Origin of the sequence: Flavobacterium flevense (assembly GCF_900142775.1) — a bacterium.
Lineage (GTDB): Bacteria > Bacteroidota > Bacteroidia > Flavobacteriales > Flavobacteriaceae > Flavobacterium > Flavobacterium flevense.
Genome location: NZ_FRCC01000003.1, coordinates 302,309 through 318,271, shown reverse-complemented (window position 1 = coordinate 318,271; position 15,963 = coordinate 302,309). Strand labels below are relative to the sequence as shown.

Sequence of the window (15,963 nt, the reverse complement as noted above, 5' to 3'; positions counted from 1 at the left end):
TCGTTAAATAAGGCGATATTTTAAGATATTGCGTTATTTAACGATATTATGGATAAAATGACTATTTTAATAAAATAATAGTCATTCGTATTTTATACAGGAATTTGTTGACTTAAGCAATGTAAAGTGCCAAATCCCCAAATTAAATCAATAGCACTAATTCCAATTATTTCTCTGTCAGGGAAACATTCTGCTAAAATATTTAACGCTTTTCTATCGTTTGGGTCGTTAAAAACAGGAACTAAAACACAGTTGTTTAAAATCAGGAAATTAGCATAACTCGCCGGTAAACGCAGATCCTCAAAATCCAATCGTTTTGGCATAGGTAAAGTCACAATTACAGGTGATTTTCCGTTTTCTAATTTGGCATTTTGCAAACGTTTTAAATTTTCCTGCAACGGTTCGTAATTTTTATCCGTTTTATCAGTTTCAACAATGGTTACAATAGTATCCTCATTGACAAAACGACATAAATCATCAATATGACCATGAGTATCATCTCCCTGAATACCGTCGCCCAGCCAAATTACATTGGTTATACCTAAATATTCTTTAAAAACAGCTTCATAATCTTCTTTGCTAAAACCGGCGTTGCGTACCTGAATAGTGGGATGCATCAGGCATTCTTCTGAAGTCAATAAAGTGCCACGACCGTTAACATCAATAGCACCGCCTTCTACAATTACAGGTTTTCCTTTGTAAGTTACTTGTGTTAAAGGTATTTTTAAAAAATCAGCGACTTTAGCAGGAACATGCTTATCCAGTTGGAAATTCTTGTATTTAGCCCAGCCGTTAAAATTAAAATTCAGCGCTTCTCTTTGGCCATCTTTATAAACAACAATAGGACCGGAGTCACGCATCCAGCTGCGATTAGTCTTTTGGATAATAAATAAAACCTGATCTAAATTGACACGCGCTCTGCTGAGCATGTCACTGACTTTGATTTTTAATTTTTCGTCAATAACTACAAGGAATACTTTTTCATAAGCAGCTACTTTTTTAATAAACTCCACAAAAGCCCATTGAATTGCTTCGTATTTTCCCGGCCAATCGTTTCCGTTATGCGGAAAACAAAGTAAAATTCCTTCTTGTTTTTCCCATTCAGCAGGAAAACGTCTGTTTGTAGTTGTCATAAAAAAAGCTAAAAATTATAAGACCGCAAATATAAACATTCACAAGGATTATAAAAATTCCGCTCCGGAAAACAATTTTTTAGAAAATGAATTTACATTATAACAATAAAAAGGCTTTATTAAAGAGGTATGAAAATGAAAATAAAAGCTGTTTCTGTCTCTTTATAATGATAGGGAATGTCAGGAATAGAATAAATAGAAAACAGTTATGTTAGCAAATGGTTTTTTATCTCTGTTTGTAGTCTTGATTTTTAATTTTGCTGAGAATATTTCTTGCTCAATTGTTAAAAAATGATGGTTGAATTAAGGAAATAAAGATAATATCTCAAGTAAATTCAGATAATCGAGAGATTAATTTAAAAAAAAAGTTATTTTTTCAAGGCTCTGAAAATAGTGTTATTAGGTGTTTTAACACTTTGATAATCAAAATAATAGTACGCTTTTAACATCCTTAATAAGGAAGGAGCAACTAAAAAAGTGGGAATTATATAACTCTGATATAACAATTATCAGAATTATATGATTTATATTTGCAGGGATTTAAAAAATAAAATAAATTAAAATAAATAATCATGAAAAAGAAATTTGCCTCTTTATCCCTGTTAATACTATCATTTGCAGCCACTGCTCAGGATATGTCAACAACATCAGCTACTAGCATTGAGAAAGATCCATTTGATAAGTGGTCTATTGAATTAAATGGTGGTGTAAACAAACCATTGAGAGCTATGACACCAGGTTATTCTACAGCTACACTTAATCCTTTTCATGCTGATTTAGGAGTAAGATATATGTTTAATCCTAAATTTGGTTTGAAACTTGATTTTGGATATGATAAATTCCAAGAACGTGATGATACTGCACCATTTGATAGCAGAATGATCAGAACAAGTTTACAAGGGGTTATCAACTTAGGTAGAACTTTAAACTTTGAGACATGGACTAACACTATTGGTTTATTAGCACATGGTGGATTTGGAGTTTCTCAATTATCTGCTAAAGATAATGGTTTTGACGGAGAAGATTACATGGGACATGGAATCCTTGGTTTAACCGGACAAATTAAATTGAGTAACAGTGTTGCTTTAACTGGAGACTTAAGCGGTTTAGTTTACGGAAGACAAAATTATAATTTTGATGGTATGGGAGCAGCTAGTACAGGTGCTTTAGACGGAGTAACTCTTAATGCTTCTGTTGGTTTGACTTTTTACTTAGGTAAAAACGAAGTACATGCTGACTGGTATTCTAAAGACAAATACGATGAATTAGACGAAAGATTAACTTTAGTAGAAACAGGTATTCTTGATTCTGATAAAGATGGTGTAGCTGATTTATATGATTTAGAGCCAAACACTCCTGCAGGTGCTGATGTTAATACAAAAGGACAAGCTGTAGATAAAAATCAAAATGGTGTTCCAGATTCATTAGAAACTTATTTAGATAATAGATTTGCTCAAAACAACAGCACAAGTGCAACTAACAGTACTGTTGAAGAATTAATCAACGGAGGATATGTAAATGTTTATTTTGACTTTAATTCGTCAAAACCAACAAATACTTCTTTATCAGGTGTTGATTTCTTAGTGAAATATTTGAAAAACAATCCTTCAAAAAGTGCAGAAGTTATTGGTTATGCAGATGAAATTGGAAGTTCAAGCTACAACCAGACTTTATCTCAAAAAAGAGCTGAGGCTGTTAAAAACGTGTTAATCAATGCTGGAGTTGATGCTTCAAGATTGACTGTATCAGGTAATGGTGAAGATGCTTCAGTTAACAAAAATTCAAACGAAGCTCGTCAAATTGTAAGAAGAGTTACTTTTAAAGTAAAATAATTTTTAAGTAAATTAAATATCAAAAAGCTGTTTTGACAATTGTTAAAACAGCTTTTTTTTATTTCAAGATGGTTGACTTTCATGATTGTTATAATAATGATGTTAGTTTAAAAACGTAAAGAGGATTTTTATATCCTCTTTTTTTATGCGTACTAATTTATTGGCTTAACATTAGAACGGATTTAGCGGTTGTTTTTCATGTTTAAATTAAAGATTTTATAATGATGTCTTAATTCAAAAGATTTGCCTGAAATCTATTTTTGCTGCAAACGAATAAATTATAAAACATGAAAAATTTTGGAATTTCATTATTGGCAGCACTTTTCATTTTGTGCAGTTGCGAGAATGATAAAGCTGATGGTAACAATCAGGAAATTGAAGTAAATGAAGATATTTCGAGCTTTAAAGAAATAGGAACCATTACAATAGGTGGTGAAGCAGCAGCTGAAATTAGTGCGTATGACGAAATCACTAAAAGGCTTTTTACGGTAAATAACAGTAATACTAACCAAATTGATGTTATTGATTTGTCAGATCCGGCAAGCCCTAAAAAATTAGCTGTGATTGATTTGTCTGTTTATAACGGAGCTTCTAATAGTGTTGCTGTTTATGATGGAAAATTAGCTGTAGCTTTAGAATCAACTACAAATAAGCAGGAAAATGGAAAAGTAATAGTTTTTAAAACTTCTGATTATAGTGTGATAAAACAAATTAATGTAGGTGCTTTGCCAGATATGGTTACTTTTCCCCCAGATGGTAAATACATTATGACGGCTAACGAAGGAGAACCAAATGCTGATTATTCAGTAGATCCTGACGGAACAATTTCTATTATTGATGTCACAAATAATTATGCGGTAACCACTTTAAATTTTGCTGCTTTCGAAAGTCAGTTGGCTGCTTTAAAGATCAAAGGTTTTAGAATTTCTAAAAAAGCTAAAAGCTTTGCTGCCGATATTGAGCCGGAATATATTACAATTTCCGAAGATTCTAAAACAGCCTGGGTTACTTTGCAGGAAAATAATGGTGTGGCTAAAATAGATTTAGCAAGCAAAACTATTAGTTCTGTTTTTGGATTGGGATATAAAAATTTCAATACTGCCGAGAACGGAATTGATGTAAGTGATAAGGATAATGCTGTTAGTTTTACACCATGGAATGTAAAAGGATTGTTCATGCCGGATGCAATTACAAGTTATACTGTAAACGGGACGCAATATTTTATTACCGCTAACGAAGGTGATGCCAGAGAATATGATGATTATGCAGATGTTGCCCGATTAAAATCACTGAGTTTAGATGCGACTGTTTTTCCTGATGCCGCTACTTTAAAAGCAGATGCTAAAATGGGACGTTTGAATTTAGTTTCAACTGAAGGAGATACTGACAATGATGGTGATTTAGATGAATTAATCAGTTTTGGAGCGCGTTCATTTACTATTTGGAACGGAAATTCAGGAAGTTTGGTTTTTGACAGCAAAAATGATCTGGATAAACGTTCTAATGATTTTGGTACTTATGATGACGGTCGTAGTGATGATAAAGGTTCAGAACCGGAGGCTGTTGTAGTCACTAAAATGGGGGACAAAAATATTTTATTTGTAGGCTTGGAAAGAACTGATACCGTAATCGTTTATGATATTACCAATCCATCGGCACCACAATATTTACAAAGTATAAAAACAGGTGATGCACCGGAAGGTTTGTTGTTTATTCCTGCTGCCAAGAGTCCTAACAAAAGAAGTCTGTTAGTAGTAAGTAGCGAAGGTGATGGAGCAGTTAAGTTTTTCCAGCCAGATTTACTATAATTTTCTAACCACAAAGCGCACAAAGTAGGCGCAAAGGTCACAAAGATTAAAAAAAATGGACTAAGGCAAGGCGCTTTAGTCCATTTTTTTATTTCTTAAGTTTTAACGTATAGTTTTTTGAGTTTTACCGCAAAGATTTGTAAAGGAGAAACGAAGTTTAACTAAAAAAGTCATGTTAATCCAATATACTGATTTAGATATAAAAGATTCTAAAAAAAACTTTGCGAGCCTTAGTGTTTCCTTTACGAATCTTTGCGGTTAATTTTTACTTAATCAATTGCTCTTTTAGTTATATCACCAAAAGCATCAATTCGTCTGTCTCTGAAAAATGGCCAGTTTTGGCGTACGTTTTCCTGTAAATCTAAGTCTACTTCAGCAATTAATATTTCTTCTTTGTCATGTGAGGCTTGTGCCAAAATTTCTCCTTGCGGACCACAGATAAAAGAAGCACCCCAAAATTCGATTCCCGGAGTATCCGGTAAATATTGTTCTAACCCAATTCTGTTTGCTGCTGCTACGAATACACCATTCGCAACTGCATGACCTTTCATTACATTCATCCAAGCACCATATTGGTTTTCACCATATTGCTCTTTTTCCTGTGGATGCCACCCAATTGCTGTTGGGTAAAACAACACTTCGGCACCTTTTAAAGCAGTCAAACGAGCTGCTTCCGGATACCATTGATCCCAACAAATTAAAGTTCCTATATTTCCTTTTTTAGTCGGATTGTTTTTAAAACCTAAATCGCCCGGTGTAAAATAAAATTTTTCATAGAAAGCGGGATCGTCCGGAATATGCATTTTTCGGTATAATCCGGCTTCAGTACCATCAGTATCAATAATGTAAGCACTGTTATGATAAATTCCGGCCATTCTTTTTTCGAAAAAAGGAACAATAATTACGACACCTAATTCTTTAGCTAATTCGCTAAAAGCAATAAAAGAAGTACTGTATAAAGGTTCTGCAAGCTTAAAATTTTCAACATCTTCACTTTGACAGAAATAATGGCTACTATATAATTCAGGCAATGAGATCACTTCGGCTCCCTGACTGGCAGCATCTCTTACCCAACTCATGCATTTTTTTAAATTGTTTTCGGCATTGTCATTCAGGTTTAACTGGACAACGGCAATTTTATATTTTTTGTTTGGCATCGATAAAAATTTTAGACTGTAAAAATAGTTATTTTTATGAAGAGTAGAAATAGTGGCTTTTATAAAAAAGGAGGTTTTCCGTTTTTTAACAGATGTTTTTAATTACGTTGAATAGTAAATAATTGGAACTTAGGATATAAAAAACAGAATATTTTTTTATATCCTGTTTATTTAAAAATTATCTATATTTTTGTCAGAAAAATACAGAATCCGTTTTCTATGATAAAACTTTACAGAATTACCTATTGGTTAATTGTGTGCATAACTCTTATTGGAATAAATACAACAATTGCTAATACTCTGCATACCGCTGTTATCAATGTTGTAGCTGCTCCTGTAGTTGATTTTACTTTTAATAATAACAACAGCTGTTCCGGAACTCCTGTAACCTTTGTTCCCGTAGTAACGGGCGACGCTCCTTATACGTACAATTGGGATTTTGGAGATGGAACCACTTCTGCTAATAGTAATCCTACACATAGTTTCACCGCCTTGGGTTGCGGAGTTCAAAATTTCAATGTCAAATTAACGGTTACAGATAGAAATGGTCTTAGTAGTTCAATTACTAAATCAGTTTCTGTTCAACAAAAACCGGATTTAAAGTTTGTTAATACAAATACAGGTTCCGGCTCTGTTTTTGAACGATGCGGGGACAATAATTCCAGTCTGAGTTATACAATTAATGTGGGAAATATGTCAGCTTCAACGGCTTGTATCACTTCTTATAATGTAGATTGGGGAGACGGAAGTTCTGAAACAAATGTTACTTTTCCCAAACAACACACCTATCAAAAATTAGGTTCTTTTAATATGGTAATTACCGCTATTGGTACAAGCGGATGTAACAACAGCATTTCGTATATTGTTAAAAATTCTAATAATCCTGTGGGTGCTTTAATTGCTCCGGGGAATACTACCAATTTTTGTGTACCATTAGAACCTATGAATTTTGCCATTGGTTCCTGGGCATTAAATCCTACTGATACCCGTTATCAGGTTAATTATGGGGATGGTTCTTTTACTACATATACCCAATCACAGTTAGAAAATTCTGTTTTTTATGATGCTGTAAATCCTGCTGCTTCACAAGATTTTCCTATTCCGCATACTTTTACACGGTTTAATTGTCCAAGTGGCAATACAGTTACTTTAACTATTTCTAATTCCTGTGGAAGTACTAATTTATCGGCAGGTCCCATTATTATTCTGGATAAACCTACAGTTAGTTTTAGTGTTGTAAATATTGCCTGTGTTAACTCTCCGGTTTATTTTAACAATACCACCATAGCAGGATTTAAGAATGATTGTAGTACTGTAGATGTTTACACATGGAATTTTGGTGATGGAAGTCCCGTTTCAAGACAAGTCAGTCCAAGTCATGCTTATTCTTCTCCGGGAACTTATACCATTACTCTTAACGCAATAACGCCTTGTGGTGTTGGGGTAGAATATAAAAGAACGATATGTGTAGAACCTGTTTTAGAACCTGATTTTACGTATGTAAAAGCCTGTGTTAATTCGAATACACAAATTACAAATACCACGGATACCCGCTTTGCCTGTGGCGCTCAAAGTTATTATTGGAGTATAAACGATTTTTATGATCCTTATTGCAAAAATGAGAGAGGAAGCTGGTATTTTACAGCTGGAACAAGCTCTAATTCTAAAGATCCTGTAATTAACTTTACAGTTTCTGGAACGTATCGCCTTCGATTAAGAACCATCAATTCATGTGGTATAGAACGTGAAATAACTAAAATAATCGAAGTTAAAAAACCACCTGTTATTACTTTAGAGCCTATTTCTGATTTTTGTAATTCGGCGACTATTAATCCTGTTGGAAAAATTATTGAAAATTGTGCCCCAAGTTCAGAGTTGACCTATTCCTGGAGTTTTCCCGGAGGGACACCATCAACTTCTGCTTCTTTAAATCCGGGTCCTGTAAATTATACAAGCAGCGGGAATTACACGGCAACTTTTACGGTTACTAATAGTTGTGGTTCTGTTTCCGCATCACAAAATTTTTCTGTAAATACGGTTTTGTCCCCTATTATAGCTCCTAAAACAGTTAATATGTGTAGTGGTGCTACTTTTAATGTTACCCCAAGAAGCGGAGCCGGAGACAACGTTCCGTCGGGTACTACTTATACCTGGTCTACACCGGTAATTTCTCCTGCGGGAGCAATTAGTGGTGCATCGGCACAATTAACTCCCAGAACCAATATCAGTCAGACATTAGTCAACAATACAAGCAATCGGGCGACTGCTACTTACACCGTTTCACCTACGGCAGGAAGTTGTCCGGGACCTAATTTTACAATTACCGTTACGGTTGATCCTTTGATAAATCCAAATCCTGTCATCAGGAATACTACTTGTTTTGGTGCAGCTGATGGTGCTATTAACATAACCGTAGCAGGAGGTATCCCTTTTACTACAGGAGCTCCGTATCAATTTTCCTGGACAGGACCTAATGGTTTTACAAGTACCAGTGAGGATATTTCTAATTTAGTAGCCGGTACTTATAATCTGACCGTTACCGATAACGGAAATTGTCCTTTTTCAAGATCTTATACCGTGAATCAGCCGGGCAAATTTGCTTTTACTGATTTTAAAACAGACATCTCCTGTCATAATTTGAATGACGGACAAATTATTCTGAATGTAAGTGGCGGAACTACACCTTATACGTATGTATGGACCAAAGACGGAAATCCATTTTCTTCTTCGAAAGATCTTCGAAATTTAGCCGAAGGTGTTTATCAGGTCACAATAACCGAAGTAAATAATTGTGATATTCTCGAAAAAAGTTTTACGATTGTCAATCCTCCTTTATTAGAAGTAAGTCTGGCAGGAAAAAAAGATATTCTTTGTTATGGTTATGCTACGGGAGAAATTGATGTAGCTGTAATTGGCGGCAGAGCTGTAGAAACAAGTCCGGGTGTATTTAATTACAGCTATTCATGGACTGGTCCTAACGGATTTAGAAGTTCATCTAAAAATTTACGCAATCTGTACGCAGGAACTTATCGCTTAAGCGTAACTGATAATTCAGGATGTGTGGACAATCTGGATGTTGTTTTGACTCAGAATAGCGAAATTAAACTGGAGTACACTAAAACTGAAATTGCCTGTTATGATGATGCCAATGCATCCATTACTATTACAAATATTACTGGCGGAGTTCCATTTGCTTCAGGCGAACCTTATAGTATCAAATGGAGTAATTTAGGTTCGGGAAGAATCCAAAACGATTTATCAGCGGGAACTTATGTTATTACTATCGAAGATGCTTTAGGCTGTCCAAAAGTATTTCCGGTTACCATTGATAATGTTCCTGAGTTTGCCATTCATCCAGATGTAAAACAAATTAGCTGTTTTGGAGCTAAAGACGGTCACATTCGATTAAACTTAGTAGGAGGAGTAGCTCCTGTAAAATTAGTATGGAGTGATGATCCTACAGCCGGAGTGGAACGAAACAATCTTGGACCGGGAAGATATTCTGTAGTTATTACAGATAAAAAACTATGTAAAATTGAGGATACTTTTATTATAAACGAACCTTTAGCTATAGAATTAAAAGCAGATGTTTCTAATCCGTTGAGTTGTAATGATGCCAATACCGGAGCAATTAATCTGATTGTTACCGGAGGAACACCGCCTTTTACTTATGCCTGGTCTAATGGAGCAAAAACAAAAGATTTAATCAATTTGCCTCCGGATAATTACATTGTGAATGTCACTGATGCGAATGGTTGTAAAGCTACCGAATCCTGGAAAATTACCCGATTTGAACAATTAACACCCACTGTCGAAACCATAACGGATTATGATTGTGATACTAAATATGTCAAACAAACCTTTGTAGGACATGTAAAAGGAGGGATTCCGCCTTATACTTTAAGCTGGTCTGACGGGGTAATTAGTGGTAGTAATAACCAAATTATGAACACTAAAAATAATGGTTTAATTGTATTTAGTGTAGAAGACAGTTTTGGCTGTAAACAGGATTTGCCTTTCAATGTAAATACTCCGGTACTGGGAAATCCCGGTTTTTCTTTCGAATCGTATGGAAATGATGTTTATAATTTATATTCCATATTTGACCCTGTTTTGTTTACCAATTCAGCTACGGGAGATTTCACTACTATTGCCTGGGATTTTGGAGACGGTAATTTCTCTGATGAACAAAATCCTTCTCATATTTATACCAGAACAGGAACCTATACTATTAAGCAAACCGTTACTTATCCTTTTGGTTGTCAGTATGTTTTCTCTAAAACTATTCAAGTAGAAAAAGGATATAGCTTAGTAATGCCTACCGCTTTTACTCCTAATAATGATGGTACTAATGATAGTTTTGCTCCTGTGTTTTTAGGTCTCACTCAGATTACATTGCATATTTATGACACCTGGGGCAGTTTAATTTACAGTGAAACAGGAGAAACCATAAAAGGCTGGAATGGAAAAGTAAAAGATACTGATGCCGAAAATGGAAATTATTATTTTAAAATAATAGGGACAACCTTTTACAATCATACCATTACCGAAGAAGGAGCTGTTACATTAATAAAATAAAAGAATAGAATTACAAATGAGAATTAAATTAATTATTATCCTGATTTCGTGTTTCTTTTATTCGAATGTAAAAGCCCAGGATCCTGTTTTTACGCAGTACTTTTTAGTGCCAGAGACTTTGAATCCCGGTTTTACAGGTTTTATGGAGACTACCTATCTGGGAATTATTCATAGAGAACAATGGCCTGATTTAAATTTGAAAATCGATACTGATTATGCTTTTTTAAATACCTGGAGCGACGAAATGAATAGTGGTATTGGTGTCAGTTTTTTAAGTCAGCGGGAAAGTGCAACCAATTATAATTTTTCTCAAATCAATGCCAACTATGCTTACCGTGTGCAAATAAGTGACGAATGGGATTTTAGACCCGCAATAGAAGTTGGTTTTGGATTAAAATCATTTGGATTTCAAAATTTATTATTGGAAGACCAAATCAATATTCGAACAGGAATTAATAATGCTACTTCAATTGATCCGGCATTAAAGAATGATAAAGTTGGTTTTTTTGATATAGGAGCAGGGATGGTTTTTAATAAGGAGGATTTATGGATAGGTCTGTCTGTGAAACACCTCAATAAACCCAATATTGCTTTTAATAAAGATGGAAATGTGCCTTTAAATACCTTTTTCTCATTGAGTTCCGGGTACGAATTTCTTTTAGCCGATTATATCGATGTACAATTTTTTCCGTATGCCACTAAAATGTTTGCTACAGCAAATTACATGCAACAAGGACGTTACAACCGTCTGGATATAGGAACTTCAATATTATTTGAAAAAATGTTTTTTGGTGTTACAGCCGTTACTAATCCTGCTAAAAACGGAATAGACGGACACTTGCTAACGTCATTAAACTTCTTTACCGGATTGCAATATGACCATTTAAGACTGGGACTTTCTTATGATGCAAATACAACTAAGATAGGTCGAACAGGTGGTGTCTACGAACTTTCGCTGACTTACCAGTTTAATTTAGACAAAAAGTGTTTTGGCTGTCCTAATTACACCGGAAGATAAGATGAATTACTTTTCTGAAAGTACCGCTTCCCGGTGTTGTATTCCCCATTCCAGCATTTTATCCAGCACATCGCTCAGTAATTTACCTGATTCGGTTAATTCATATTCAACGGTAATAGGTGAAGTGTCATAAACAGTACGTTTTACCATTCCGTTCATTTCTAAATCCTTCAACTCTTTGGACAACATTCGGGGCGTGATTTTAGAGATATTACGCTGAATATCTGTAAAACGTTTTTTTTCGAATAAAAGCGAACCAATAATTGGTAATTTCCATTTGCCACTAATAACATTCAGCGTATCGTTTACAGCTAAAACAAACTGGATAGGGCAGGCTTTGGCTTCTTTAAAACTAACAATGTTATTCATAAGAGTTTGATTTTGTTGTTACTATACAAAAGGATAGTAGTATACTTTAGTATGTTAGTATATTTTATATAGCAAATGTAAGTATCTTTGAATGATTATTAATGATAAAATTTAGAAAAAAATGAATACTACTATTTTAGTTACCGGAGCTACCGGAAATTTCGGAAAATTAACAATTGATTTTTTATTGAAAAAAGGAATTGTTCCGGCAAATATTTCAGCATTAGTCAGAGACGAAAAAAAAGCAGAAGATTTGGCTGCAAAGGGAATTAATATAAAAGTTGGAGATTATGATAATTATGATTCATTATTGAACGCTTTTCAAGGAATCGATAAGTTAGTATTGGTATCCGGAACTGATTTAGCTAACAGAACGAGCCAACAATTAAATGCTGTCAAAGCGGCAAAAGAAGCAGGAGTGAAGCATATTTTGTATACCAGTTTTGAACGTAAAAACGAAACGGAAACTTCGCCAATTGCCTTTTTAGCCCAATCACACATTGCTACGGACCATGCTATCAAAGCAAGCGGAATCAAGTATACTATTTTTAGAAATAATTTATACCTGGATGTTTTACCTATGTTTCTGGGAGAACAAGTTTTAGAATCCGGAATTTATTTTCCTGCCGGAGAAGGAAAAGCAGCTTATGTTTCCAGAGCAGATTTGGCAGAAGCCGCAGCCATAGTTTTAAGTTCCGAGGGACATGAAAACAAAGAATATGCAATGAATAATATCGAGAATTATGCTATGAATGATGTTGCTCAAATTTTAGGAACAATTATTAATAAAGAAGTCCCTTATTTAAATCCAATTTCAGAAGAATATGCCGAAACCTTGAAAAATGCAGGAGTTCCGGGAGAATACATCGGAATGTTTGCAGGTTTTGGAGCAGCAATTGAACAAGGTGAGTTTGAAACAAATTCAAGTGATTTGGAAAAATTATTAGGCAGAAACCCCAAAACTTTAGCCGATTTTTTAAAAGAGGTCTACCTAAAATAATTTTAAAAGAAAAGATTTTTATATTTATAAAGATTTAAAGATCATTAAGAAGTTAAGTTTTATTAAGCGTTAGTTAAAGAATCTTATCTTCTTAATGGTAAAAACATGGTCTATGAATAATTTAAACGATTTACATAAAATTTCAGGCACTTTTGCCAATACCGATAAAATGCCGGTGCTGTTTTTAGGACACGGAAGCCCAATGAATGCCATTGAAGAAAATCAGTTTGTCGCTGGTTTTAGAAATATGGCAAAAACCTTGCCTCAGCCGAATGCGATTTTGTGTATTTCGGCACATTGGTTTACTAAAGGAACCAAAGTCACTGCCATGGAAATGCCCAGAACAATTCATGATTTTGGCGGATTTCCAAAAGAATTATTCGCAGTTGAATATCCTGCAAAAGGAAATCCGGAACTGGCTGTGGAAACTTCACAATTATTATTGCCCACAGAAGTTGAATTAGACGAACACTGGGGATTAGATCATGGTGCCTGGAGTGTAATTAAACATTTATATCCTGAGGCTAATGTTCCTGTGATTCAGTTGAGTATTGATTATTCAAAATCACCACAATATCATTTTGAATTGGCACAAAAATTAAGTGCTTTGCGGCATAAAGGAATCCTTATTATAGGCAGCGGAAACATTGTACATAACTTGCGATTGGTCGATTTCTATAATATGAATGTAGATAATTATGGTTTTGACTGGGCTATTGAAGCTAGAGAAAAAGTAAATTCTTGTTTATTAGACGGAAATTTTCAAGCCTTAATTGATTATGAAAAACAAGGGCAGGCTTTGCAACTGGCCATTCCTACACCGGAACATTATTTGCCTTTAATTTATACTTTGGGATTAAAAGAAAAAGAGGAAGAATTGAGTTTATTTAATGATAAATTACTGGGAGGTTCTTTGAGTATGACTTCGGTGAAGATTGTGTAAGACGTTTTGAATTAAAAAACGAGTTGATTTTTCTATCTTTACTAAATTAAAAGATATTTTATGAGTGATATAAATAAAGATGACGATATTTACAATCCTGATTTTATAAAATCAGTTGAGGAAGGAAGAGAAGAATACAAGCGCGGCGAATGTACTACTATATCTATTGAAGATTTATGGAAGTGAAATTTAAAAAAAAAAAGAATTTTTAAAATCAATTTAAATAATATAAAATGTTTAAAATAATCTATAAAATTACATATCCAAATGGAAAAATTTATATTGGAAAAGATTTGACAGATACTTTAAATTATTTTGGTAGTGCGGATAGTCGTTTAATTGAAAAAGATTTTACTCGAGAACAAAGAAAAAATTTTGTAATAATAAAAGACATTTTGTTTGAATCTGATATTTTGACTGATAAAGAAATAAACAAGGTTGAAGTTGAGATGATTTTAAGATATAAATCAAATGATCCTAATATTGGTTATAATAAGTGGCCTAAATTTAGAATAACTGAATTTAGTTTATAAATTTATTTATCAATTTAATTTCAATTAAATTTAAAATTAAAAAAATATATCTTTGCGCCTTAGTGCCTTTGTGGCAAACAGTCAAAACATGAAAATAATAGCAGTCATTCCCGCGCGTTACGCCTCAACACGATTTCATGCCAAATTAATGCAGGATCTTGGAGGAAAAACAGTCATTTTAAGAACCTATCAGGCAGCAGTAAACACTAATTTGTTTGATGATGTTTTTGTGGTTACCGATTCCAGTTTGATTTTTGACGAAATTGTTGCTCACGGCGGAAAAGCCATCATGAGTATTAAGGAGCATGAATCGGGGAGTGACCGAATTGCTGAAGCGGTAGAAAATCTGGATGTGGATATTGTAATCAATGTTCAGGGTGACGAACCATTTATCAATGCCGAACCTTTAAAAGAAGTAATCGAAGTTTTTAAAAATGACCTAGATAAAAAAGTGGATTTGGCTTCGTTGATGTATGAAATCAAAGATGAGGAAGAAATCAATAATCCTAATAATGTAAAAGTGGTGGTGAATCAAAACAATTTTGCATTATATTTTTCACGTTCGGTAATTCCGTATCCCAGAGAGCAAAATGTGGGTGTACGTTACATGAAACACATTGGGGTATATGCTTTTAGAAAGCAGGCTTTGCTGGATTTTTACCATTTACCCATGAAATCCCTGGAAGCTTCGGAAAAATTAGAACAATTGCGCTATTTGGAATTTGGTAAACAAATCAAAATGGTCGAAACTACTCATGCCGGAATTGGTATCGATACCAAAGAAGATTTAGACAAAGCCCGAAAAATAGTTTAATTAAGAAATAAACTTTTTTGCCACGAATTCACGAATTGAAAATAAGTGAATTCGTGGCTTTATTTTTTACTGAAGTATCTAAAAGTTTTAAATTAATTTTTCAATAATAATTAATTCATTGTGCTGTTCTACCCTTGGAATAGTTTTAATTGCGAAAGACTGCTTTTTAAAATCGGCAATTAATTTTTTATTTCTAAGATTATCCGCTTCGTTTAAAAGCATGGTGTTAAAAAGAATGTTTCCTTTGTTTTTTAACAGCAAACAAATCCGGTCGATAAAAAAGGATTCAAAAAGGAAGTTTGGCATTTTGGTATCCTGAAAAATATCGACTATAATTAAATCATACTTCTCGGTAGTTTTCAAAACAAATTCAAAAGCATCGGCAATCACAATTTCGAGCTGTGGAATTTCATTTAGCTTAAAAAACCGATTCGCTATTTTTATAATTTCTGAATCAATTTCTACAGCTGTTATTTTTCCTTTAAATTCAATTTCATCAACCAGGGTTTTGATGACGCTTCCGCCTGCAACTCCTAAAACTAAAATATGCTGCATTTGCTTTATTTTGGCAAAACCAATATTTTTTAAACCTAATTTTAAAATACGCTGCAAACTTCCATACGAATAATTAGTATTTAAAGAATCCATAACCAAATCGCCATTAGACCAGGTAATTTCTAAAGTCTGACTCAAAGCTGATTTTTGAGAAAAAATTTTTACGGGATAAAAATAACTTAATAAACGTTTGATCATAAAAACTGGGCTTTTACCAAAAATA

Annotated in this window: 13 protein-coding genes; 9 read left to right on the top strand and 4 right to left on the bottom strand. The window is 33.8% G+C overall.

Features of this window, described 5'->3' with window-relative positions:
* Positions 1 to 92: 92 nt before the first annotated feature.
* Entirely contained in the window at positions 93 to 1,133 is a 1,041-nt protein-coding gene (locus tag BUB89_RS07405; protein ID WP_073243561.1) for an agmatine deiminase family protein, read from the bottom strand.
* A 572-nt stretch (positions 1,134 to 1,705) separates the two neighbouring features.
* On the opposite strand from BUB89_RS07405, the gene BUB89_RS07400 reads away from it, so the two are divergent.
* On the top strand, positions 1,706 to 2,965 hold the full coding sequence (locus BUB89_RS07400) for an OmpA family protein (protein ID WP_073243559.1): 1,260 nt from the start codon (positions 1,706 to 1,708) through the stop codon (positions 2,963 to 2,965).
* Positions 2,966 to 3,252: 287 nt separating this feature from the next.
* On the top strand, positions 3,253 to 4,773 hold the full coding sequence (locus BUB89_RS07395; protein ID WP_073243557.1) for a choice-of-anchor I family protein: 1,521 nt from the start codon (positions 3,253 to 3,255) through the stop codon (positions 4,771 to 4,773).
* A gap of 269 nt (positions 4,774 to 5,042) precedes the next feature.
* On the opposite strand, the gene BUB89_RS07390 is transcribed toward BUB89_RS07395, so the two are convergent.
* Positions 5,043 to 5,930 (bottom strand): carbon-nitrogen hydrolase, encoded by an 888-nt coding sequence (locus BUB89_RS07390; RefSeq protein WP_073243555.1) that lies wholly within the window; start codon positions 5,928 to 5,930, stop codon positions 5,043 to 5,045.
* Between the two features lie 219 nt (positions 5,931 to 6,149).
* Between BUB89_RS07390 and BUB89_RS07385 the strand changes: the two genes are divergently transcribed.
* Together BUB89_RS07385 and BUB89_RS07380 are read left to right on the top strand one after the other, a co-directional pair.
* The gene (locus tag BUB89_RS07385) at positions 6,150 to 10,508 is read left to right on the top strand and encodes a PKD domain-containing protein (RefSeq protein ID WP_073243553.1); all 4,359 of its coding nucleotides are present in this window, start codon (positions 6,150 to 6,152) and stop codon (positions 10,506 to 10,508) included.
* 16 nt (positions 10,509 to 10,524) lie between these two features.
* Positions 10,525 to 11,526, top strand: coding sequence for a PorP/SprF family type IX secretion system membrane protein (locus tag BUB89_RS07380; RefSeq protein WP_073243551.1), 1,002 nt, complete (start codon positions 10,525 to 10,527; stop codon positions 11,524 to 11,526).
* A gap of 6 nt (positions 11,527 to 11,532) precedes the next feature.
* On the opposite strand, the gene BUB89_RS07375 is transcribed toward BUB89_RS07380, so the two are convergent.
* On the bottom strand, positions 11,533 to 11,895 hold the full coding sequence (locus BUB89_RS07375) for a winged helix-turn-helix transcriptional regulator (RefSeq protein WP_073243548.1): 363 nt from the start codon (positions 11,893 to 11,895) through the stop codon (positions 11,533 to 11,535).
* 121 nt (positions 11,896 to 12,016) lie between these two features.
* Here BUB89_RS07375 and BUB89_RS07370 point away from each other — a divergent pair, with 121 nt between their 5' ends.
* The 5 genes from BUB89_RS07370 (at position 12,017) to kdsB (ending at position 15,185) form a co-directional block, all read left to right on the top strand.
* Positions 12,017 to 12,895: an SDR family oxidoreductase gene (locus BUB89_RS07370; protein ID WP_073243546.1), complete on the top strand. Its 879-nt coding sequence runs from the start codon at positions 12,017 to 12,019 to the stop codon at positions 12,893 to 12,895.
* Between the two features lie 112 nt (positions 12,896 to 13,007).
* Complete coding sequence (gene ygiD, locus BUB89_RS07365) at positions 13,008 to 13,838, top strand: 4,5-DOPA-extradiol-dioxygenase (protein ID WP_073243825.1); 831 nt, start codon at positions 13,008 to 13,010, stop codon at positions 13,836 to 13,838.
* Positions 13,839 to 13,898: 60 nt separating this feature from the next.
* Positions 13,899 to 14,024 (top strand): DUF2683 family protein, encoded by a 126-nt coding sequence (locus tag BUB89_RS18305; RefSeq protein ID WP_255312554.1) that lies wholly within the window; start codon positions 13,899 to 13,901, stop codon positions 14,022 to 14,024.
* A 47-nt stretch (positions 14,025 to 14,071) separates the two neighbouring features.
* On the top strand, positions 14,072 to 14,371 hold the full coding sequence (locus BUB89_RS07360) for a GIY-YIG nuclease family protein (protein ID WP_073243544.1): 300 nt from the start codon (positions 14,072 to 14,074) through the stop codon (positions 14,369 to 14,371).
* A gap of 88 nt (positions 14,372 to 14,459) precedes the next feature.
* Positions 14,460 to 15,185 (top strand): 3-deoxy-manno-octulosonate cytidylyltransferase, encoded by a 726-nt coding sequence (gene kdsB, locus BUB89_RS07355; RefSeq protein WP_073243542.1) that lies wholly within the window; start codon positions 14,460 to 14,462, stop codon positions 15,183 to 15,185.
* Between the two features lie 87 nt (positions 15,186 to 15,272).
* Here kdsB and BUB89_RS07350 read toward each other — a convergent pair whose 3' ends face one another.
* Positions 15,273 to 15,938, bottom strand: coding sequence for a spermidine synthase (locus BUB89_RS07350; RefSeq protein ID WP_073243541.1), 666 nt, complete (start codon positions 15,936 to 15,938; stop codon positions 15,273 to 15,275).
* Positions 15,939 to 15,963: the final 25 nt, after the last annotated feature.

Coding starts and splice junctions, on each gene's coding strand:
- BUB89_RS07385 (WP_073243553.1), top strand. CDS start 6,150: ATGATAAAACTTTACAGAATTACCTATTGGTTAATTGTGTGCATAACT.
- BUB89_RS07350 (WP_073243541.1), bottom strand. CDS start 15,938: ATGATCAAACGTTTATTAAGTTATTTTTATCCCGTAAAAATTTTTTCT.
- BUB89_RS07360 (WP_073243544.1), top strand. CDS start 14,072: ATGTTTAAAATAATCTATAAAATTACATATCCAAATGGAAAAATTTAT.
- BUB89_RS07380 (WP_073243551.1), top strand. CDS start 10,525: ATGAGAATTAAATTAATTATTATCCTGATTTCGTGTTTCTTTTATTCG.
- BUB89_RS07370 (WP_073243546.1), top strand. CDS start 12,017: ATGAATACTACTATTTTAGTTACCGGAGCTACCGGAAATTTCGGAAAA.
- BUB89_RS07375 (WP_073243548.1), bottom strand. CDS start 11,895: ATGAATAACATTGTTAGTTTTAAAGAAGCCAAAGCCTGCCCTATCCAG.
- BUB89_RS07400 (WP_073243559.1), top strand. CDS start 1,706: ATGAAAAAGAAATTTGCCTCTTTATCCCTGTTAATACTATCATTTGCA.
- BUB89_RS07390 (WP_073243555.1), bottom strand. CDS start 5,930: ATGCCAAACAAAAAATATAAAATTGCCGTTGTCCAGTTAAACCTGAAT.
- BUB89_RS07405 (WP_073243561.1), bottom strand. CDS start 1,133: ATGACAACTACAAACAGACGTTTTCCTGCTGAATGGGAAAAACAAGAA.
- BUB89_RS18305 (WP_255312554.1), top strand. CDS start 13,899: ATGAGTGATATAAATAAAGATGACGATATTTACAATCCTGATTTTATA.
- ygiD (WP_073243825.1), top strand. CDS start 13,008: ATGAATAATTTAAACGATTTACATAAAATTTCAGGCACTTTTGCCAAT.
- BUB89_RS07395 (WP_073243557.1), top strand. CDS start 3,253: ATGAAAAATTTTGGAATTTCATTATTGGCAGCACTTTTCATTTTGTGC.
- kdsB (WP_073243542.1), top strand. CDS start 14,460: ATGAAAATAATAGCAGTCATTCCCGCGCGTTACGCCTCAACACGATTT.